At 72.1% G+C, this 19,353-nt stretch carries 18 protein-coding genes and 1 pseudogene; 4 read left to right on the top strand and 15 right to left on the bottom strand.

From position 1 onward, the window contains the following. Positions 1-68: 68 nt before the first annotated feature. The 4 genes from ACZ4SA_RS29160 to ACZ4SA_RS29145 are packed head-to-tail and all read right to left on the bottom strand — an operon-like array spanning position 69 to position 3,545. The gene (locus ACZ4SA_RS29160) at positions 69-1,310 is read right to left on the bottom strand and encodes a cytochrome P450 family protein (RefSeq protein ID WP_468280466.1); all 1,242 of its coding nucleotides are present in this window, start codon (positions 1,308-1,310) and stop codon (positions 69-71) included. Beyond that, positions 1,307-2,320 (bottom strand): amidohydrolase family protein, encoded by a 1,014-nt coding sequence (locus ACZ4SA_RS29155; RefSeq protein ID WP_468280464.1) that lies wholly within the window; start codon positions 2,318-2,320, stop codon positions 1,307-1,309. Before ACZ4SA_RS29155 ends, ACZ4SA_RS29160 begins: the two co-directional genes overlap by 4 nt. After that, positions 2,317-3,210 carry an NAD(P)-dependent oxidoreductase gene (locus ACZ4SA_RS29150; RefSeq protein WP_468280462.1) on the bottom strand — a complete coding sequence of 298 codons (894 nt, stop codon included), beginning with the start codon at positions 3,208-3,210 and terminating at the stop codon, positions 2,317-2,319. The genes ACZ4SA_RS29155 and ACZ4SA_RS29150 overlap by 4 nt, the downstream gene beginning before the upstream one ends. Continuing rightward, positions 3,207-3,545 carry an antibiotic biosynthesis monooxygenase family protein gene (locus ACZ4SA_RS29145; RefSeq protein ID WP_468280460.1) on the bottom strand — a complete coding sequence of 113 codons (339 nt, stop codon included), beginning with the start codon at positions 3,543-3,545 and terminating at the stop codon, positions 3,207-3,209. The genes ACZ4SA_RS29150 and ACZ4SA_RS29145 overlap by 4 nt, the downstream gene beginning before the upstream one ends. A 429-nt stretch (positions 3,546-3,974) precedes the next feature. On the opposite strand from ACZ4SA_RS29145, the gene ACZ4SA_RS29140 reads away from it, so the two are divergent. Further along, positions 3,975-4,508 (top strand): GNAT family N-acetyltransferase, encoded by a 534-nt coding sequence (locus ACZ4SA_RS29140; protein WP_468280458.1) that lies wholly within the window; start codon positions 3,975-3,977, stop codon positions 4,506-4,508. 71 nt (positions 4,509-4,579) lie between these two features. Here the strand turns inward: ACZ4SA_RS29140 and ACZ4SA_RS29135 are convergent, their stop codons facing one another. After that, positions 4,580-5,347: an NPP1 family protein gene (locus ACZ4SA_RS29135; RefSeq protein ID WP_468280456.1), complete on the bottom strand. Its 768-nt coding sequence runs from the start codon at positions 5,345-5,347 to the stop codon at positions 4,580-4,582. Positions 5,348-5,622: 275 nt separating this feature from the next. On the opposite strand from ACZ4SA_RS29135, the gene ACZ4SA_RS29130 reads away from it, so the two are divergent. Beyond that, entirely contained in the window at positions 5,623-6,828 is a 1,206-nt protein-coding gene (locus ACZ4SA_RS29130; RefSeq protein ID WP_468280454.1) for a cytochrome P450 family protein, read from the top strand. Positions 6,829-6,960: 132 nt separating this feature from the next. Here ACZ4SA_RS29130 and ACZ4SA_RS29125 read toward each other — a convergent pair whose 3' ends face one another. From ACZ4SA_RS29125 to tap, 3 genes are all read right to left on the bottom strand, one after another. Continuing rightward, positions 6,961-8,142 (bottom strand): MalY/PatB family protein, encoded by a 1,182-nt coding sequence (locus tag ACZ4SA_RS29125; RefSeq protein WP_468280452.1) that lies wholly within the window; start codon positions 8,140-8,142, stop codon positions 6,961-6,963. A 314-nt stretch (positions 8,143-8,456) separates the two neighbouring features. After that, entirely contained in the window at positions 8,457-9,014 is a 558-nt protein-coding gene (gene tpg, locus ACZ4SA_RS29120; RefSeq protein ID WP_468280450.1) for a telomere-protecting terminal protein Tpg, read from the bottom strand. Positions 9,015-9,024: 10 nt separating this feature from the next. Beyond that, on the bottom strand, positions 9,025-11,226 hold the full coding sequence (gene tap, locus ACZ4SA_RS29115) for a telomere-associated protein Tap (RefSeq protein ID WP_468280449.1): 2,202 nt from the start codon (positions 11,224-11,226) through the stop codon (positions 9,025-9,027). Positions 11,227-11,429: 203 nt separating this feature from the next. Between tap and ACZ4SA_RS29110 the strand changes: the two genes are divergently transcribed. Then, positions 11,430-12,287 (top strand): GNAT family N-acetyltransferase, encoded by an 858-nt coding sequence (locus tag ACZ4SA_RS29110; RefSeq protein WP_468280447.1) that lies wholly within the window; start codon positions 11,430-11,432, stop codon positions 12,285-12,287. A 51-nt stretch (positions 12,288-12,338) separates the two neighbouring features. Here the strand turns inward: ACZ4SA_RS29110 and ACZ4SA_RS29105 are convergent, their stop codons facing one another. The 7 genes from ACZ4SA_RS29105 to ACZ4SA_RS29075 form a co-directional block, all read right to left on the bottom strand. After that, complete coding sequence (locus ACZ4SA_RS29105) at positions 12,339-12,644, bottom strand: hypothetical protein (RefSeq protein WP_468280445.1); 306 nt, start codon at positions 12,642-12,644, stop codon at positions 12,339-12,341. 176 nt (positions 12,645-12,820) lie between these two features. Further along, complete coding sequence (locus ACZ4SA_RS29100) at positions 12,821-13,150, bottom strand: hypothetical protein (protein ID WP_468280443.1); 330 nt, start codon at positions 13,148-13,150, stop codon at positions 12,821-12,823. A 208-nt stretch (positions 13,151-13,358) separates the two neighbouring features. Beyond that, positions 13,359-14,189, bottom strand: a complete 831-nt coding sequence (locus ACZ4SA_RS29095; protein ID WP_468280441.1) for an NmrA family NAD(P)-binding protein — start codon at positions 14,187-14,189, stop codon at positions 13,359-13,361. Positions 14,190-14,211: 22 nt separating this feature from the next. Then, positions 14,212-15,543 (bottom strand): cytochrome P450 family protein, encoded by a 1,332-nt coding sequence (locus ACZ4SA_RS29090; RefSeq protein WP_468280438.1) that lies wholly within the window; start codon positions 15,541-15,543, stop codon positions 14,212-14,214. A gap of 35 nt (positions 15,544-15,578) precedes the next feature. After that, positions 15,579-17,273 (bottom strand): phytoene desaturase family protein, encoded by a 1,695-nt coding sequence (locus ACZ4SA_RS29085; RefSeq protein ID WP_468280435.1) that lies wholly within the window; start codon positions 17,271-17,273, stop codon positions 15,579-15,581. A gap of 190 nt (positions 17,274-17,463) precedes the next feature. Then, positions 17,464-18,045 (bottom strand): TetR/AcrR family transcriptional regulator, encoded by a 582-nt coding sequence (locus ACZ4SA_RS29080; protein WP_468280432.1) that lies wholly within the window; start codon positions 18,043-18,045, stop codon positions 17,464-17,466. A gap of 100 nt (positions 18,046-18,145) precedes the next feature. After that, positions 18,146-18,766: a 5' nucleotidase, NT5C type gene (locus tag ACZ4SA_RS29075; RefSeq protein ID WP_468280429.1), complete on the bottom strand. Its 621-nt coding sequence runs from the start codon at positions 18,764-18,766 to the stop codon at positions 18,146-18,148. A gap of 283 nt (positions 18,767-19,049) precedes the next feature. On the opposite strand from ACZ4SA_RS29075, the pseudogene ACZ4SA_RS29070 reads away from it, so the two are divergent. Further along, a pseudogene (locus ACZ4SA_RS29070) lies at positions 19,050-19,151 on the top strand (RNA-guided endonuclease TnpB family protein); the annotation flags it as partial. Between the last annotated feature and the right edge of the window lie 202 nt (positions 19,152-19,353).

Below are 19,353 nucleotides of genomic sequence, written 5' to 3'. Positions count from 1 at the left end.
CGTCTCCCCCGCTGAGTGGGGAGACGAGCCCGGGCTCGTGCTGACCTGTACGCCGGCTGGGCCGGCCGTCACTGCTTTGGGGCGAGCACGACCGGCAGTTCCGCGAGGCCGCGGAAGGCGGGGAAGGGGACTTCCATCCACTTCGGCCCGGCCTCGGGAGCGGCCAGCGCGATCCCCGGGAACCGGCCGAACAGGCTGGTGAGGGCCAGCTGCATCTCCAGCCGCGCCAGCGGGGCGCCCAGGCAGTAGTGGCTGCCGTGGCCGAACCCCAGATGGGCGCTCTGCGCGTTTCCCGGCCGTCTCACGTCGAACTCGTCCGGGGAGTCGAACTTCAGCGGGTCACGATTCGCCGACAGCAGCGCGATCTGCACCAGGGCGCCCTTGGGGATGCGTGTGCCGCCGATCTCCACATCCTCGGTCGCGAACCGGAACGTCGCGCTCTCCACCGAGCCGTCGTAGCGCACCAGCTCCTCCACCGCGGGGCCGACCAGATCCGGGTCCTCCTGCACGGCGCGCAGCTGTGCGGGATTGGCCAGGAAGTGGTATACGGCGTTGCCCATGAGGTACGCGGTCGTCTTGTGGCCCGCGAACATCAGCAGGAACGCCGTCGAGACCAGCTCGTTCTCCGTGAGGCCGCCGTCCTTGTCCTGGGCCTCGGTGAGCGCGCTGAGCAGGTCCTCGCCGGGGTGCGCGCGCTTGCGCGCGATGAGCTCGGTGAAGTAGGCGTGCAGGTCCTCCTCCGCCTTCTGCTGCGCCTGCTTGGACTCCTTGCTGAAGCCCGTCTGCGCCACCGTGGTGGACAGGTGCTGCATGTGGGCGCGCTCCTCGGGCGGCACGCCGAGCAGTTCGCAGATCACGGTGATCGGCAGCGGGAACGCGAACGCGGGCAGCAGGTCCAGCGGTTCACGGATGGGGCAGGCGTCGAGCAGTTGGTCGACGATGTCCTGGATCTTCGGACGCAGCGCCTCGACGCGGCGCGGGGTGAACTCGGAGTTGACCAGTTTGCGCAGCCGGGTGTGTTTGGGCGCGTCGGCGTTGAGCATGTTGTCGTCCAGCGAGACCGACGAGTCGCCGAAGATTCTCCGGTAGGCGTCCATGGCCCCGTACATGTCCTTGCTCAGCCGGGGGTCGGACAGTGCGGCCCGGGCGTCGTCGTACCGTGTGATCAGGTACGTTTCGACGCCGTGCGGCGGCTTCATCGGGCAGACGGGCGCCGTGTCCCGGAGGGCGGCGTAGACCGGGTGCGGGTTGCTCCGGAAGTCGGCGGTGCACTGCTCGGCTGCGACGGCGGGGTCCTGCGTGGTGGTCACGGACGGCTCCTGAGGTCGAAGAGGGCCTCGGCGTTGCCGCCGAGGATGAGCTGCTGGGACGCCTTGTCCACGGGCAGCTTCTCGATCATGCGGATGAGGTCCTCCAGCGGCGCGGACAACGGCGGCGAGTCGCTGCCGAACAGCATCCGCTCGGGTCCGAGGACCTCCGCGTTGAGGCTCAGGTGAGCCGGGCTGAACGGGCTGGTGTCGACGTACATGCGCTGCAGGGCCGCGGCGGGGTCGGCCGACGGCGGGAGGGAGGGCGGCGCGGCGGGTGTCGGCCGGGCGGGTGTCGCCCCCGGCGCGGCGCCCGGCGCGGCGGCAGGCCGCGCGCCGCCGCCGCCCCAGTGCCGGGGGCTCGCCGCCGTCTGCAGGCGCTCCGGCAGCAGCGCCATCGCGCCGCCGCCGGTCGCGCCGATCAGCCGCAGATCCGGGTACTTGTCCAGCCATCCCGCGAACGCGATCATGGCCATGCCCAGGGTGACGTCGCCGAACCGGCCGATCTGCTCGACGAAGCCGACGGTGTCCACCTTCTCCGTGCCCGCCGGTTCGGCCGGTGCGTGCACCAGGACCGGGACTCCCGCCTCCGCGGCCAGCGCGAAGAAGGAGTCCGCCCGCGGCGAGCCGAGCAGCTCGCCGTGGACGCTGGACGTGGTGATCAGGCCGACGAAGGCGGGGTCCGCCAACGTCTCCCGCACGCCTTCCAGGTGATCGTCGTCGCCGAACGGGTTGGCGTAGACGTACCCGCGCAACTGGTCCGGGAACTGGGAGATCAGGCCCGACATCCAGGCGTGGAAACCACGCAGCCGGTCGCGCGGCTGCTTGTAGTTGTCCACGCCCGGGACCCGCGCCATCGCGCCGGCGCCCACCGGGCTGCCGATGATGGTGAGGTCGATGCCGGCCTCGGCGCGGGCCGCGAGCATTCCGTCGACGTCGGTCAGACTCGGGGGCATGGGGAAGCGTCTGGCCGCCTCCGGCGGGGACAGATGTCCGTGGATGTCGATGATCATGTGTGGGTTCCCGGTTCCGGTGTGACTGCGCGGGTCACCGCGGCACAGTCCTCGTCGCCGAGCCCCTGCTCGGTGGCACGGGCGTGGGTCTGTGCGGCTGCGGCGGTGAGCGGAAGGCGCAGGCCTGCCGCGGCCGCCTGCTCCGTAGCGAGCATGAGGTCCTTCGCCATCAGGCGCAGCCGGAAGTCCGGCTCGTCGAAACGCCCGGTGGCCAGGCGCCGCGACTTGAACGCCATGACCGGCGAGGCGAAGCCGCTGCCCGCGATCGTCCTGAGGACGAGCCGCTTGTCGAGGCCGCAGGCGGCCGCCAGTTCGGCGGCCTCGGCCATGGCCTGCACCTCTATCCCCATGAGGAGATTGAGGAGCAGCTTCATCCGCATGCCGGAACCGAGTGCGCCCAGATGGACGACCTCCTTGCCCAGCATCTCCAGCAGCGGCCGGCCGGCGGTGAAGACCCGCTCCTCGCCGCCGACGAACAGCCGCAGTTCGCCGTCGCGGGCGTGGTCGCGGTTGCCGAGCATGCCGACGTCCATGACGGAGGGCACGTCCCCGGCGAGCCGGACGACCTCCTCGGGAGCGACGGTGCTGGCGCAGATCAGCGCGCCGGGGTAGGTGCCCCTGGCCAGGACGCCGTCCGGGCCGCGCAGCACGGCGCCGAGGGCATCGCCGTCGGCGACCGTGCAGATGACGGCGCTGGTGCCTTCGGCGGCTTCGCTGGGACGGCCGGCGGCGACGGCGCCGGCCCGGGTGAGCGGTTCGGCCCGCTCCGGGGTGCGGTTCCAGACCCGCACTTGTACACCTTGTGCGAGCAGACGTGAGGCCAGGCCGGAGCCCATCGTGCCCAGACCGAGGACGGCGACGGGGCCGGAAGCGTTGATGGTTGGCGTCATGACTTCTCCTCCACGGTCTCCTTGACGACCCGGAACCGCAGGGACTGCGTCGAGTCGACCCAGTTGCGGAGCGGAGCCACCAGTGCCTGGTGGTCCTCGCTCTGCTGCCAGGCGAAGAAGTGTTCGGGGGTCTCCCACTCGCTGGTGATCACCCACTGGCGGGAGCCGTCGACCGGCTCTCCCAGTCGTTCGACGATGTGCCCGGGGGTACGAGCGACGGATTTCCGCATCTGCTCGTACATCTTCAGGAATCCTTGCTCGCCGCCCTCGATCACACGGACCGCGAAAACCACGGACAGCCTTTCGGCCGTCTGGCTGTTCTGAACAGTGCCCATGTCTCCTCCTGATGGTGAGATCCGGCAGGACACGCTTTCCAAGGACTCATGGGCTCAGTGACGACGCAACTCCAATGGGTGCACGCCCCAGTCGCGAGAAGGGCCCTGCCCTGTGGCCTAGCCCGTCCGGGTGACTTCTGAAGGGGCCCTGGGCGAGGCGGATTCGAGCGAATGAACGAAGACGCAGAGGGCGCGGAGACCCGGAGGGCGCGGAGGGCGTGGACCGGTCGGCCGGGCGCCGGCGTCCGGTCCGGGGTGGCTGCGGGTCGGTTCCGGGTGGATCCGCGGGCCGTCCCCCATGAACGGCGTGCGCCGTCGGCAGCCGCTCATGAGCGACGACATGACGCAGCGGGAAGTGCCCCCTGCCGGCCGGGGGCCGGGCAGCGCCGATTACCGGTGGTCCCCGTGCCTCCGGCAGGATGGACGCCCATGACCGAGATCCGCACTCCCCGCCTCCTCCTGCGTCGCTGGCACGACGACGACCTCGCCCCGATGGCGGACATCAACGCCGACCCGCGGGTCATGCGGTGGGTCGACGACGGCTCGGTGCTCGACCTGGACCGCACGGCCGAGGACATCGAGCAGTGGGAGGAGGAGTGGGACGAGGAGGGCTTCGGTCTCTTCGCCGTCGAGCTGCTCGCCTCCGGCGAACTGGCCGGATTCACGGGGCTGTCGGTACCGGCGTTCCTGCCGGAGGTGGCGCCCGCCGTGGCGATCGGCTGGCGGTTCGGCACGCAGTTCTGGGGGCAGGGCTACGCCTCCGAAGCCGCCCACGCCACCCTGGAGTTCGCGCTCCAGGACCGCGGCCTCGACCGTGTCGTCAGCATCAGCCGGGTGGGCGACGAGGCCTCGGAGAACGTCATCCGCAAACTGGGCATGGCGCTCGAGCGCGAGACCGCGCACCCCGAGTACGGCTTTCCGCTGCACGTCCACGGCATCGATCTCACCGAGTTCCGGGCTTGAAGCGGCCGGCCCGCCGGCTGTCGTCCGGGCGGTGGCCGGCCGCTTCGGCGTCGGCTGTCGGGCGCTGCGTGTCAGGCGTTGGGATCGAAGGGGATGCCTGCAGGCTTGGCCTCTTGGAGGTGGTGGGCGAAGCTGCCGTCCTTCAGGCCGAAGTGGGCGCTGCCGAAGTCGGCCTGGCTCAGCTTGTCGCGCAGGCCCGCGGGGTAGCCGTTCCAGCCGACGAGGTCGGGGAACTGCCATGTGCGGTGGTGGTTCTCCGGCGGCTCGTCATTGGAGTTCGCTGCGCGGAAGCAGTGCGTGCCCCAGCCGTCCTTGTGGTAGACGATCTTGGGGTGGGTTCCGTCCCAGCGGATCCGGTCACGGTGGTGGATGTTGAAGTCGCCGTGCGCCGAGGTGGCGACGTAGCGGGCCTCGTTGTTCTGCACCCACACCACGACGTGCTCCCAGTCGTGGCGGTGGCCGCCGAGGCCGCTGCCCCACACGGCCTGGTCCTTCTCGAAGTAGAGCCCGTACATGATCGCGCACCAGCCGTTGTTGCACTTGGCCCGCGCGTATCCGTTGGTGTTGTCGAGGTCCCATGCGTCGTGGCAACTGCCGTTGACGGCGCCGGACGTCTTGAGGCCGGGGGCTATGGTTCCGTCGCGGCCGATGGCGGGGGTGGGATAGCAGCCGTCCGTGTCGTAGTCGTAGGCCGGCTGGAACGTCTGCTCCAGTCCGTCCGCGTTGGCGGGCAGGGCGGCGGGCGGGGCGGCGAGGGCAATGCCGGGAGTGGCGACCACCAGCGCGACGGCGCTGATGAGGACGAGCGAGGCCTTGCGGATCCGGGCTCTGGTGTTCACTGCTTCCTCCTGGTCACGCCGACGGCACCGCGGTGGGGGCACACGATTCGATTGACATGCCCAAATCATCTTCATCGAATCTCGTGGACGGGTGGAGGGTCGCCGGGTGTCACCGCGATGACGGGCCGGCGGGCACGGGCACGGCGGCAGTCGTCAGGAGCGCACACCAGGGGCGTCGGGGGCCGGGTGTGGCGTGCAACTGTCCGAAATCCGATGTCCGTTGCGGCGCCGGCCAGGTTAGCGTGCGATTTCAGCTCGTGAACTGGGGGAACAGCATGGCGGCTCGGCCTGTCGTTGATCTGCAGCAGCTCGGTGCGGATTTCGTTCGTGATCCCTATCCCGTCTACGCCGGGCTCCGTGCCGAGGGGCCGGTGCACCATGTGCGTGACGCCGACGGTGAGGAGTTGTGGCTCGTCGTCGGCTACGAGGCCTGCCGTGCCGCTTTCACCGATCCGCGGCTGAGCCGGGACTGGATACGGTCCGGGGACATCAGCCAGATCGTGAACACCGAACAGGACCAGCCCGCTCTCGCACACATGCTGATGTCGGACCCGCCGGACCACACCCGGCTGCGGCGGCTGGTGGCGAAGGAGTTCACCCCGCGCCGTATCGAGGCACTCGCCCCCCGGATCCAGCAGATCGCGGACGAATTGCTGGAGGAGATGGTGGCGTCGGGGAAGCGACAGGCCGATCTGATCGCGTCGTTCGCGTTCCCGCTGCCCATGACGGTCATCTGCGAGCTGCTCGGTGTGCCGGAGCTGGACAGGGACGCTTTTCGGCGCTGGTCCAACGAGATGGTGGCGCGCACCAGCCCCGAGGCGGAGGCGCTGGCCTACCAGGAGATGCCGGCGTATCTCGCCGAACTGATCGCCGCGAAGCGGGCGGAGCCGGGTGAGGACCTGCTCAGCGCGATGATCCACACCGTCGACGCGGGCGGTGACCGGCTCTCGCCGGACGAGCTGATCGGCATGTCCGTCCTGCTGCTCATCGCCGGGCACGAGACCACCGTCAACCTGATCGGCAACGGTATGCGGGCGCTGTTCGCGCATCCGGACCAACTGGCCGATCTGCGGGCCGACTTCGGCCTGCTCGACGGGGCGATCGAGGAGATGCTCCGCTACGACGGGCCGGTGGAGACCTGCACGGAACGCCTGGCACTGGAGGATGTGGAGATGGGCGGGGTGACCATTCCCGCGGGCTCCACGGTGCTGATCGCCATGGCGGACGCCGACCGTGACCCGGAGCGCTTCAAGGAACCGGACCGCTTCGACATCCGCCGCGATGCCCGCGGGCACATCGCCTTCGGTCACGGTCTGCACTACTGCCTGGGCGCGCCGTTGGCGCGGCTGGAGGTCCGGATCGCGCTGCGTACGCTGCTGGAACGCTGCCCGGACCTGGCGCTGGACGCGGACGCGGCGACGCTGCGGTGGATGCCGGGGCTGCTGATCAGGGGGGTGCGGGAGCTTCCTGTGCGGTGGTGACCCGGCGGCCGTGCCGGCGGGCGCCGGCCCGGCTCGCCCGGCGTCGGCTCTCCCGGCGTCGGTGGTCCTGGAGGGCGGTGGTCCTGGAGGGCGGTGGTCCTGGAGGGCGGTGGTCCTGGAGGCGGGCGGGTGTCATGCGACGGCGGCGGCCATCCGCCGGACCGCCTCCATGATCAGGCGGGACGAGGCCGCCAGGTTGAGCCGGACGTGTCCCGCGCCGCCGGTGCCGAAGGAGATGCCTGAGGTGAGGGCCACTTTGCCGCGTTCGAGGAAGACGGCGGCGGGGTCGTCGCCGAGCCCCAGGCGCCGGCAGTCGAGCCACGCCAGGTAGGTGGCCTCGGCGGGCCGGTAGGAGATGTCGGGCAGATGCTCGGCCAGGAGGCCGGCGAGCAGCCGGCGGTTGGCGTCGAGTCCGCTCAGGACGGCGTCGAGCCAACCGGTCGCCTCGCGCAGCGCGGCGGTGTGGGCGATGACGCCGACGTGGCTGGGGCCGTGGCTGACCTCTTCCGGCATACGGGCGAGATCCTGGGCCGCGGCGGGGCCGGCGACGGCGAGGCCGGCCTTGAGACCGGCGAGGTTCCACGCCTTCGAGGCCGATACGAGGGAGAAGGCGCTGTCGGCGCCGGGCACGCTCAGGTAGGGCACGAACGGGGTGTCGGGGGCGACGACCGGGGCGTGGATCTCGTCCGCCACGACGCGTACGCCGTGCTGTTCGGCGAGCGCGGCGACGGCGGCCAGTTCGGCGGCGGTGTGGACGGTGCCGGTCGGGTTGTGCGGGCTGCACAGCAGGTAGGCGGCGCGGCGTCGGCCGGTGGTGACCTGCCGGAAGGTGTCCTCGAGGACGGTGAGGTCGATGCGCAGGTCCGCTCCGAGCGGCGCCTGGACGACGCGCCGGTCCATGTGGCTGACGAACTGGTAGAACGGCGGGTAGACGGGGCTGTTGACGACGACGGCGTCGCCCGGGTCGCTGAGCAGTTTCAGGACCTCGACAATGCCGAGCATCACGTCGGGGACGATCGCCGTGCGCTCCACGGCGAGCCCGTGCCAGTTCCATCTCCTGGCGGCGAAAGCGGCGAGCGCTTCGGCGTATGCGGACCCGGCCGGGTATCCGGTGTCGCCGAGGGCGACCGCGTCGGTGATCGCCGCGGCAACCGGTCCGGCCAGCGGTACGTCCATCTCCGCCACCCACAGCGGCAGTACGTCCGGCGGGTAGGTGCGCCACTTCATGCTGGTGCGCCTGCGGAGCTGGTCCAGGGAGAGGCGTTCCAAGGGGTTGGCAGAGGTGGCGTCCGTGTCCTGCTCGTCGGTGTTCATCTTGCGAAAGATAGGGGCACCGGCCGGGTGCGTCAGCCGGTGCGCCGCCGGTCGGCCGGGAAACGGCGGGCTGCCGGTCGGCGGGGAGACACAGGCGGAGAGTTGGACAGGCTCCTCGGGATCCTGCCGAGCACACCGGCCGGCAAGGTCCAAGCGGCGATATGGGCTGTGGTGACCTGCCTTCCCGCACGGAGGTCCGCCGCCGAGCAGGGACACGGCCGAGTTGATGCGCTCAGCCGACCAACTGAACCACCAAGTGACCAAGTGGAGCGCTCAGCCACGTGAAAAGTGAACACGGCGCGGTCTTTTGAAGGTCAGTAGTCGATGGTGACGTAGTCGATGTCGGTGAACTCGACCTGCAGGCCCTCGGCGCGGCGGCCGCGGTCCTTGAAGTAGATGTCCTGGAGGCCTTCCGCCGCGATCTCGCGCAGTTGTTGTTCGTCGGCGCCGGCGGCCTGGGCGGTGAACAGGCGGGCCGCGTACTGGGGGGGCAGGTGCTGGGTGATGCGGCGGATGCGGCTGTCGTCGGTGGTGCCGGGGGCGGCGGTGAAGCCGAAGCGCGCGCGGGTCTCGATGACGAGGCCGCCGGCTGTCGCGGCCTGTTGCCTCGCGCGTTCGCGGACCCGGGGCTGCCAGCGTTTGCGGACCTCGTCGGCGAGGCGGGCGGCGAGGTCGGGGCGGGGGCGTTTGAACTGCCCCGTGAGGTAGCGCTCGACAGTGCGCTGGGAGATGCCGAGGAGCCCGGCCACCGCGCGGGTGCTGCCTTTGGCCTGGTGGACGAGGAAGCGCATCTGGGCGCGGGCGGTCTTGGGGACCGGCCTGGTGAAGGTGGCTGCCGCAGCCTCCTCGAGGCTGCCCTGGACGGTGTCCATCGCGGTCGGCCTACTCTCCGTCGTCGGCGGCGTCGGTGCCCTTGAGGTGGCGGGCGGGGTTGTGGCCGTCGTCGAGCATCTTCACGACGGTCAGCATCGGCTGGGTGCCCTCGTGTTTGACCATGCCGGGCGATACGCCGAGGCGGAACGAGCCGGGGGCGGGCCTGCCGTCGGGGGTGCGCGGGAGGAAGTCCAGCGGGGAGGGGCCGTCGGCGAGGTAGACCGCGCAGTCGGACAGGACCGCCACGGGGAGCAGCGCCTCTTCGCCGAGGTGCAGATGCCCGCTCGGGGCGGGGGTGTGCCCGCTCGCGAGGGCGGTCTTGAGGATCTTGCGGTGCATGTTGACGCGGGCGGTGGCGATGACGGCGGCCCGGATGTCGGGGCGCCAGGTCGGGCGTTCGAGGGCGGGCCACCGCTCGCCGTGGGTGTGGGAGGCGCCCTGGGGCCGTTCGCGGAGTTTCCCGATGCCGCCCTTGACGGTCGACTTGATCGCCGACAGTACGGCGGCCAGGGCGGGGTCGGCCTGCTGGTGGCGGTCCATGGCGGCGAGGAAGTCGGTGCCGCTCATCCCTGTGACGACGCCGAGGTCGGCCATCGTGGCTTTGTACGCCTCGGACAGGTGCTTGTACCAGGGGTCGAGGTAGGGGCCGGATTCGGGGCGGAGCCATGCTTCGGCGGGGGCGATGGTGGCGGGAAGGCGGAAGGTGTCGATGAGTTCGCGGGCGTAGGCGACGGTCGGTGTCGCGTACCAGGCGGGGCCGGTGGGGCGGGTGCCGTCGGGGGTGAACGGGCCGGGCAGCCGCGGGTCCATTTCGATGCCGGACAGGTCGACCAGCCACGAACCGGGGACGGCCGGGTCGAACGCGGGCGCGGCGGCGTGGACGGGGGCACCGAGGCCGACCACCAGGCGGTTGGCGGCGGCGAGGAAGGCCGTGTTGATGTCGATGCCGACGCCGTGACTGCGGGCGCATTCGGCGTCGGTGAGCAGTTGGGGGTCGCGGATCCAGTCGCAGGCCTCCTCGTCGAGGGCCTCGGCCGGGGTGCGCCGGTGACCGCGCGGGAACAGGGCGGCGGCGACGGGGTGTTCGTCGGGTGCTTCCGGCGGGGCCGGGTCGACGGGCTCGGTCAGGGAGCCGCGCATCGGGGCGGAGACCCAGGCGCCGCTCTCGTCCTTGACGGCGCGGGTCGGCGGCCGCAGGGCGGTCATGGTCTCCAGGCCGGACACGGCGGTCGAGCCGCGCGGGGTGATGACCCGCCGGGCGTAGAGGGCGAGTGTGGCGGCGAGGTCGGCGGCCGGCAGCCGGTCCGCGCCCTGCCAGGAACGGGGGTCCAGGGCGCCCCAGGGCAGGACGGCGAGCTGGACGCACTGGCGCAGACCGCCGTGTGCCGGGCGGTAGATGCGGGCCCAGGGGCCGAAGCCGCGGCGGGTCAGTTTCCATTGCGCGCGGGTGATCGTGCGGACGACCGGGTGGTCGTCGGGCAGGCGCAGCCCCCGCCGGTCCGCCAGGGCGGCGGGCAGGCCGAGGAGTTCGGCGGCCTCGGCGGTGAGGACGATCAGCGGGTCGGAGTCCTTGCCGAAGGGGTGCAGCCGGGGGGCGCCCAGTTTGGCCTCGCGCAGGGTCCATTCGACGAGTTGGGGGATGTCGGTGGCGGGGCAGTCCAGTACGAGGCCGTCGGCGCAGTAGAGCAGTCCGTCGCCGTCCAGTACGCCGAGGGGGCCGTCCGCGAACCGGGCGTCCGCGGTGGATGGCGGGGCGGGGGGCTGCTTCCTGGGCGCGGGGGTGGGCGGCTCGGGCGCGGCGGGCTGCTTCCCGGGTACGGGGGTGGGCGGCTCGGGCGCGGCGGGCTGCTTCCCGGGTACGGGGGTGGGCGGCTCGGGCGCGGCGGGCTGCTGTCGAGCAGCGGGGCTGCGGGACGGGGGCGGCGGGACGGGGGTGGTGGGCGGTGCGGGTGCCGGGTGGCGGGCGGCAAGGCCCTCCAGGAGGCGCACGTAGGCCGCGCGCTTGGGCGGGCGGGGCTCGGTGCGGCCGGCTTCCCAGCTGGTGACGGTCTCGCGCCGTACCGACAGGGCGCGGGCAATCTGGTCCTGGCTGAGGCCGCCCGCTTCACGCAGCCGTTTGCGTTCGGCGGGGTCCGGGAGATCCTCCTGCGCGGCGGCCTGCTCCAGCAGCGCGTCGACCGACGCGAACAGCTTGCCCTGCTCCTGGGACACCGGGACCACCTCCGCGGCCACCCTATCCCGAACGCACATTCCGTAGCGGCCGAACACACAACGGCTCCCTTGGCGAGTTGGCAGGTGCCGAGTTGGCCGGTGTCGATCTTCCGGGCGGGGCCTGCGTGCTGAGACGGTCATGTCGACCACCGGACCATGAGGCCGGCCGGTGGAAGGGAGGCGGATCTGCGGGAAGGACAGGGATGGCGGAATTCGAGATCCGGAGCGCGAGCGCCCGGGAGATCGGGCTCATGCGGGACTGGGCCGACGAGGAGGGATGGAACCCGGGAGACTCCGACCGCTGGGCCTTCGCCGTGGCCGATCCGGAGGGCTTTTTGATCGGCCGTCTGGACGGCGAGCCGGTCAGCTGCATCTCGGCCGTGCGCTACGGGGCCGGTTTCGGGTTCATCGGCTTCTACATCACCCGCCCCGCTGTGCGCGGCCAGGGCTACGGGATGCGGCTGTGGCGGGCGGGCATGGACCGTCTTCAGGGCCGCACCGTGGGGCTGGACGGTGTGGTGGACCAGCAGGAGAACTACCGCAGGTCGGGGTTCGTCCGCGCGTGGAACAACGTCCGGTTCGAGGGGGTGCCGGCGCCGGGCGACGCGGCAGGGGCGCCGCCGGAGGGGGTCTCGCTCGTCGACGGCCGTTCCCTGTCGTTCGGGCGACTGGCCGCCTACGACCGGAGGTTCTTCCCGGAGGCCCGTCACGCCTTCCTCGCGGCCTGGGTCGGGCTGCCCGGCCGCAGGGCGGTGGCCGCTGTGCGGGACGGTGAGATGCGCGGGTTCGGTGTCGCGCGCCCGTGCAGCGGCGCCGCACGCATCGGGCCGCTGTACGCCGCCGACCAGCAGGTCGCGGCGGCGCTGGTGCACGCTCTCGCGGCGGACCGGCAGGGGTCGGCCGTGGCGGTCGACGTCCCCGACTGCAACAGGCCGGCCATGGAGCTGGCGGCCGAGCTCGGCCTCTCCCCCACGTTCGAGGCGGCCAGGATGTACAGCGGGCCGGTGCCCGAGGTCGACCGAGCGGGTCTGTTCGGGGTCACCAGCCTGGAACTCGGTTGAACATCCCTGCCGTAGACGGCGGGTGAGAGGCGGTCCTCGGGACGGGGTGCCTCAGGGGCGGCGGGGGCCCGGGCCCTCGTACTCGCGGTCGTCGACCGGTGCGTCGGGCAGTTCGCGGTCCAGCGCTTCGCGGTAGCGGACGCGGCCGCGCAGGAAGCGCGGCCAGGGCGGCACCGCGACGTCGGGTTCCAGAGGTTCGGGCAGCAGGGACCACAGTTGCGGGTGGTGCCGGCACAGGTCGTGTCCGGAGCCGTCCCGGTGGACGCGAATGGCGGTGCGAAGCCTGCGCACTTCGGCGACGGGTTCGTCGCGGCTCAGGCCGTCCAGGTCGTCGTCGCGATGGTCGTGCGGGTCCATGGACGCACCTTAGGGGCGCTCGGGCGCCGGGCGCGGGGACGGGGCGGGCAGGCGGCACAACGCCCAGCCCCCGGGCCGGGAAGGAATCGGGAGACCGTCAACAAGCCACCAGCTCACAACTCGCGCTCTGGTGACCCGTTACGGACCATTCCGGCGGAACACCGGGATTGCTGAGATCACTTGACGATCGAAGCAACGGTGCGGGTGATCCATCGCTGGAGCGCGGCGTGGGTGGTGTCGTCGAGGACGCACAGGGCTTCGATGGCGGCGAGGTCGCCGGGCAGGGGTGCGATGCCCGCGGTGGTCAGGGCGGCGTGCAGGTCCAGGCGGCGCCGGTCGCAGGGTTCCAGCGGCAGGGGCACGCGATGCTCGGGACGGGGAGCGGCCAGGAGGTAGTCGCCGTGGTCGCAGGGCGCCGGGCCGTCGAGGGCGCCGGGGAAGCGGTAGGGGTCGGCGATGGACGGCGTGCCGGGTGCGGTCATGGCGGAAACGGGCCAACCGGTCATGGGTGCCTCCTCAGTTGTCGGGCAACTGGTGACGAGGACTGCGGCCGGGCCCAGGGCAGTTGCAGTACGGGCTGCTTGTCACCCGAATGTCCCCTATAACATCTCATCACCGAGTGACCGGAGGATGCGCCGGCCTTCAGGCCGGCAGGGTGCTGTCCGCGGCCCGGGCCGGGTCCCGGGCCGCGGACAGCGGTGCCGGCGCGCCGGGTCAGGGCGTCCAGACGCCGGTGGTGGCGGTTTCGCGGGCGAAGTCGGTGAAGTCGCGTGGGGCGCGGCCGAGGACCTGGCGGACGCCGTCGACGAGGTGGGCGTTGCGGCCGTCGAGGAAGACGGCGAAGACGTCGGCGTAGGTCTGGTCCTGACCGGCGTCCTTGAGGATGGTGCGGTACTCGTCGACGGTGACGGGGCGGTAGGTGATGGTGCGGCCCGTGGCCTTGGAGAGTTCGTCGGCGATGTCGGCGAAGCTGAGCAGGCGGGGGCCGGACAGCTCGTAGGTGTTGCCGGTGTGGGCGGGGTCGGTCAGGGCGGTGACGGCGACGTCGGCCACGTCGTCGGCGTCGACGAAGGGGGCGAGTGTGTCGGCGGCGGGGACGGCGAGGCAGCCGGCGAGGACCGGCGGGAGGAAGAAGCACTCGGAGAAGTTCTGGTTGAACCAGTTGGAGCGCACCACGGTCCAGTCGGCGCCGGATGCCTTGAGCTGGTCCTCCGCGGCGCGGGCGCCTTCCTCGCCGATGCCGGACAGCAGCACGATGCGGCGGGCGCCGGCGGCGACGGCGGTGCGGCAGAAGGCGCCGACGGTGTCGGCGGCACCGGGGAAGGCGAGGTCGGGGTAGTAGCTGAGGTAGACGGAGCCGGTGCCCTTGAGGGCTGCGTCCCAGGTGGCGGAGTCGTTCCAGTCGAAGGGCGGTGTGCCGGAGCGGGATCCGGTGCGGGCGTCCCGGCCGCGTAAGCGGAGCCGTTCGGCGACGCGGCGTCCTGTCTTGCCGGTGCCGCCGGTGACGAGCGTCGGGCGGGGGTCGGTGTGCTGTGTGGGTGTCATGCCGTCAGTCAATCCGAGCGGTTCAACGGGGCGCCAGAGCCCTTGAGTTGGAGTCGAGGATTCCTGCCGGGCCCGGCGGCGGACCGGTCAGGTGGACGGGCAGGGCGTGGTAGCCGAAGGCGATGAACCCCTCGGTGGGGGTGAGCTGGTCGGCGGGGACGGCGAGGCGCAGCGCGGGGAATCTCTCGAAGAGGGCGGGCAGGGCGATGGCGGCTTCCATGCGGGCGAGCGGCGCGCCGGGGCAGAAGTGGACACCGTGTCCGAAAGCGAGGTGTTCGGCCTCTCCCCTGCCGGGGCGGCGGATGTCGAACCGGTCGGCGGTGGGGCCGTGTCGGCCGGGGTCGCGGCCGGCTGCGGCGTAGGCGGTGAGGATGGCTTCGCCGCGGCGGATGGTGGGACCGCCGGGCAGCGGGATGTCGTCGACGGCGTAGCGCAGGGGGACGTTGGCGACGCTGGGGGCCCAGCGCAGGGTCTCCTCGATGGCGTCGTGCCAGGACACGGTGCCGTCGAGGACGAGGCGGAGCTGGTCGGGGTGGGTGAGCAGGGCGTGGACGGCGTTGCCGATGAGGTTGACGGTGGTCTCGTTGCCGGCGCCGATGACGAGGAGGAGGGTGTCGAGGAGCTCCTGTTCGGTCAGGTTCGATCCGTCGTCGTCGCGGGCGGCGACGAGGGCGCTGGTGAGGTCGTCGCCGGGGTGTTCGCGTTTGTCGGCTACGAGGGCGGCGAGGGCCGACTGGACGTCGTGGACGGTGTGTTCGGCCTCGTCGGGGGTGAGGGTGGTGTCCATGGCGCGGGCCATGAGGTGGGCGAGGCGGGGGCGGGAGGTTTCCGGGACGCCGAACAGGTCGCAGATGACCTGCATGGGCAGCGGGTGGGCGTAGGCGGCGCGCAGGTCGACGCTTTCGCCGGGGGCGGTGTTCTCGAGGGTGTCGAGGAGCCGGGCTGCGGCATTGCGGATGCGGGGCAGCATGGCCTGGGTGCGGCGGCCGGTGAAGGCGGGGGCGACGAGTTTGCGCAGCCGCCGGTGTTCGGGGCCGTAGGCGGTGTCCATGTTGTGGACGCCGACCCAGGTGCGGATCCAGGTGTCGTGGTGTTCGCCGCGCTGCCAGGCGGGCCAGTGGCGGCGGGGGTCCTTGGAGACGCGGGGGTCGGTGAGCAGGGTCTTGAGGAGCGCGTGGGTGTTGATGGACCAGGCCTGGATGCCGGCGGGGAGTTCGACGAGGACGGCGGGGCCGAGGGCGCGCAGACGGGCTGCTTCGCCGTGCAGGTCGCGGCCGGCCGGGTCGAGGGCGAAGGCTCGCCGGGGGCAGGCCGGGGGCGGCTGGGGGGCGGGCGGGGGCGGCTGGTGGGCCATGGGGCGCTCCTCGGGGCTCGGGGTCGGGCTCCGGCTCATGCCGGACCGGGTGCGGTGTCGATGCGGGCGAGGCCGCGGGCGTGGCGGCGGGCGGCGCCACGGGAGACGGCGAGCGGGTCGAAGTCGTCGCCGCGGTGCGGGAGCAGGGACGGGTCGGCGAGGACCGCGCCGCGGGTGACCTCGGGGATGAGGCGGCGGCCGAGGATCTGCGAGGCGCACATCATGGCGCCGGTGGCGACGCCTTCGATGCCGGAGCCGTAGCAGGTGCTGGTGCCCACGACGTGGAGACCGTCGACGGCGGTGGCGGTGTCGGGGCGCTCGCCGGTCGCTCCCCATCGGGCCAGGCCGTAGGGGGTGCCGGCGCGGGAGTGGATGTAGCGCTCGTGGGTGAGGGGGGTGGCCGCCTCGAGGTGGGTGATGTGGCCGCGGAAGGGGCCGAGTGCTTCCTCCGCGGCGTTCAGCATCGCCTCGGTGAGCTGCTGTTTGCGCTGCCGGTACAGGGGGCTGCGGCGGTAGCGGCCGCCGTCGGCGGGGCTCGCTCCGGCTCCCCAGAAGGCGTGGTCGGGCGGCACGAGGGTCATCACCTGGAAGTTGCTGTGGCCTTCGGGGGCGATGTTGCGGGCGCCGGGGTCCTTGAGGGAGGAGAAGGACACGAACAGGAACGGCACCGGGTCGATGCGGTGCTCGGCCAGTTGCCGGAAGCCGTCGTCGATGTCGGTGTGCCGGTACCACCACAGGTTGGCGTTGGGGCGCTGCGCCAGGGTGGTGTCGAGGGCGACGTAGAGCACCGCGAAGGGCAGCGACATGGTGGAGGTGCGGGTGCGTTCCGCGGTGTCGGCGTCAAAGTGCTCCTCGCCGACGAGGCCCTGGACGGTGCGGGTGTAGTCGGCGTTGGAGACGACCAGGGGCGCGGTGACGACCTGGCCGTCGGCGAGGGCGACGCCGGTGGCGCGGCCGGATGCGACGAGGATGCGTTCCACCCGGGTGCGGGTACGGACCTGGCCGCCGTGGGACTCGATGACCTCGACGAGGCCGGCGGGGAGCATCTGGCCGCCGCCCTTGGGGTAGTAGGCGCCGTGCAGGTAGTGGTCGATGATGGCCGCGTGGGTGGGCAGCGGGCACTGGTGGGGCGGCAGGCCGTAGGTGGGGGCGTGGGCGGCGAGGACGGTACGGGCCCGCCGGGAGAGCGCGCAGTGGTCGAACAGGTCGGCCAGGGTGCGCTGTTCCCAGGCCGTGAAGGCGGGGCTGCGGGCGGCGAGCTGTTCGCCGGTGAGGTCCTCGTCGCTCAGCAGCGCGGCGCGGCCCTCGGCGCCGACGGCCGAGCAGATCGCGGTGAAGGTGTCGATGCCGGCGGCATCGCCGGGTAACGCCTCGCGCAGGCGTTTGCGGTAGCCGTCCCAGCCCGCGGGCACGTCGAGGGTGAGACCGGGGACGACGATGCGGTCGAATCCGTCCTGGTCCATGGGCAGGTAGGAGATACGGTCCGCGAGGCCCAGGCCGCCGAAGACGGAGGGCAGCAGGCCGCCGGGGCCGCAGTCGCCGAGGTAGTGGATGCCCACGTCGAACTCGTAGCGGCGGCGGCGCCGGAAGACGTGGCTGTTGCCGCCGGCGACGTCGTGCTGCTCCAGCACGAGGACGCGCAGGCCGCTCACCGCGAGGTAGGCGGCGCAGACGAGGCCGCCGATGCCGGAGCCGACGACGACGGCATCCCATTCTTTGCGATTCGCCATGCTGCGAGGAAACCGGGCGGCTCGCAACAGGCGTGCAAGGCGCAGCCGGAGGGGCCCGCTCCGGGGTGGTGGGAGACGGGTCTGAGTGGGGCGCTCCGGGGTGGTGGGAGACGGGTCTGTGGGGCGGGTGGGTGGTGCGCGGGTCAGGAGGTGGTGGGGCGGCCGAGGAGGCGGGTGGGTGGTGCGCGGGTCAGGGGGTGGTGGGGCGGCCGAGGAGGCGGGTGGTGAGGGCGTCGATGAGGCCGGGGGCCTTTCCGTCCAGGACGGCGGGGACGGTGAGGTCGTCGACGATCATGCCGTGCACGGCGAGGTAGAGCAGGACGACATCGGTCCGGTCGCCGGGCAGGCCCGCCTCCAGGTGGAAGCGGATGTTGCTCTCGAGCTCCGCGGCCAGGATCTTGTTGAGTTCGGCGCCCAGTTCGGGGCGGCGGGCCCCCTCCAGGCGCAGTTCGAGCATGGCGAGGTAGCTGCTGCGGTCGCCCTCCATGCGCTCGTGGACCTGGCGCAGCAGCCGGGCGACGAGGTGGTGGGTGGGCGGGGCGGTGAGGGTGTCGGCGAGCTCGACGGGGTCGGGAGTGAGGCGTTCGCGGGTGCGCTGCATGATCTGGCGCAGCAGCTGGGCGCGGTTGGCGAAGTAGTTGGAGCAGGTGCCGACGGGGACGCCCGCTTCGGCGTCGACGGCGCGCAGGGTCAGGCCGCGGGACCCTTCGCGGGCGAGGACTTCGATGGCCGCGTCGAGCAGGGCGGTGCGGCGCTGGGGGTTGTGTCGCATTGTTCTTTCTCCGGTGTTGTTTCTCCGGTGTTGTCTCCGGACGGCGTCTCTCCGGGCGCCACCGACCCCGCGTCAGGTGAAGTACTGCGTCCGGAGCGTTTCAGGAGGCTACCGGGTGGCGGGCCGCGAGGGTGGCGGGGCTCGCGGGGGCTGCGCTCTCGGCGTCCACGAGTGCGAGGAACTCCTCCCAGTCGAAGACCCGTTCCGCCCGGTGGGCGGTGACCGGCCCGTGGCACCAGAGCACGGGACGCGGGTGGCCGGCGTCCATGAGCGCGTCGCAGTTGCCGGGCGAGTCGTCGAGGAAGACGTCGGTGAACCGGCACGCCTTGTCGGTGGCGATCGTCAGCGAGTCGACGGGGAAGTCCCAGGCGGCCAGCCATGCGGCCGTACGGCGCCAGGCCAGCGGCGCGGGCACCCCGGTGATCGCGCGCGCGGTGATGTAGTGCAGGCGGTGGCCCGCGCATGCCAGTTCGCGGGCGGCCTCGAGCGCGCCGGGCAGCGGGGCGCCCTCGGTGAACACCACGTTCTCGTGCACGCCGCGCCCGCACAGGGCGAAGAACTCCTGCTCGCTCAGGCCCCACTGGTGGACGTACCAGTCCCATGATTCGGCCTTGGCCGAGCACGGGCGGCCCAGGGCGCCCTCGGCGTAGCGGGCGACGACGTCCACGAACGGGTAGAGCACCCCGTCGATGTCGAGACCGATGTCCAGCGTGCGGGTCATTTGATTCCTCCGAGGATGCTCCGGCTTTCAGGCCGGGGAGTAGTCGGACTCGCGCGGTGCGGGGCGGGGAGCGGCGGATCGCCGTCAGGGGGATTCGCCGTCCGGCCGCCGCGGAGGCGGGGCAGCCCATAACGATCACCGATGCTCAACTGTCATACCTTCCGGTTAGGTTGAGGGGCATGTCGACGCAAGCGGGGACGGGTGGGGATGCCGGGCATGCCCGGTGGACGTTCCGTCTGCGTGTGTCGGCCACCGCTCGCACCGCCCTCCTGGCGGAGTGGGGCCGGTGAACTCCGCCCGCGTGATGCTGGTCCGGGCTGGTCTCAACCCGGCTGGTGCTGATCGCGTAAGACCGGACGGGGCGCTGTCCCGCCTGGCGGCGTGAGCCAGAAATCCCCGAACAGCCCTGAAGCGGCAGGAACCCCCTCCCCTTCAGAGGGGGAGGATTCAAGGCAGCCCTCCTGACCTTGAACAGGCGTCGGCCGGCGGCGCCCGGAGAGCGGCACCCGGTTCGCATCGTGGGCCGGTGCCCGCAACGCCCGCGCAACGCCAGGCGGTGCGCGGGCGGGGTGCGGGCGGGGTGCGGG

It is taken from the genome of Streptomyces sp. NPDC027962, from assembly GCF_055566095.1.
This window is presented reverse-complemented; position numbering and strand designations above follow the sequence as displayed.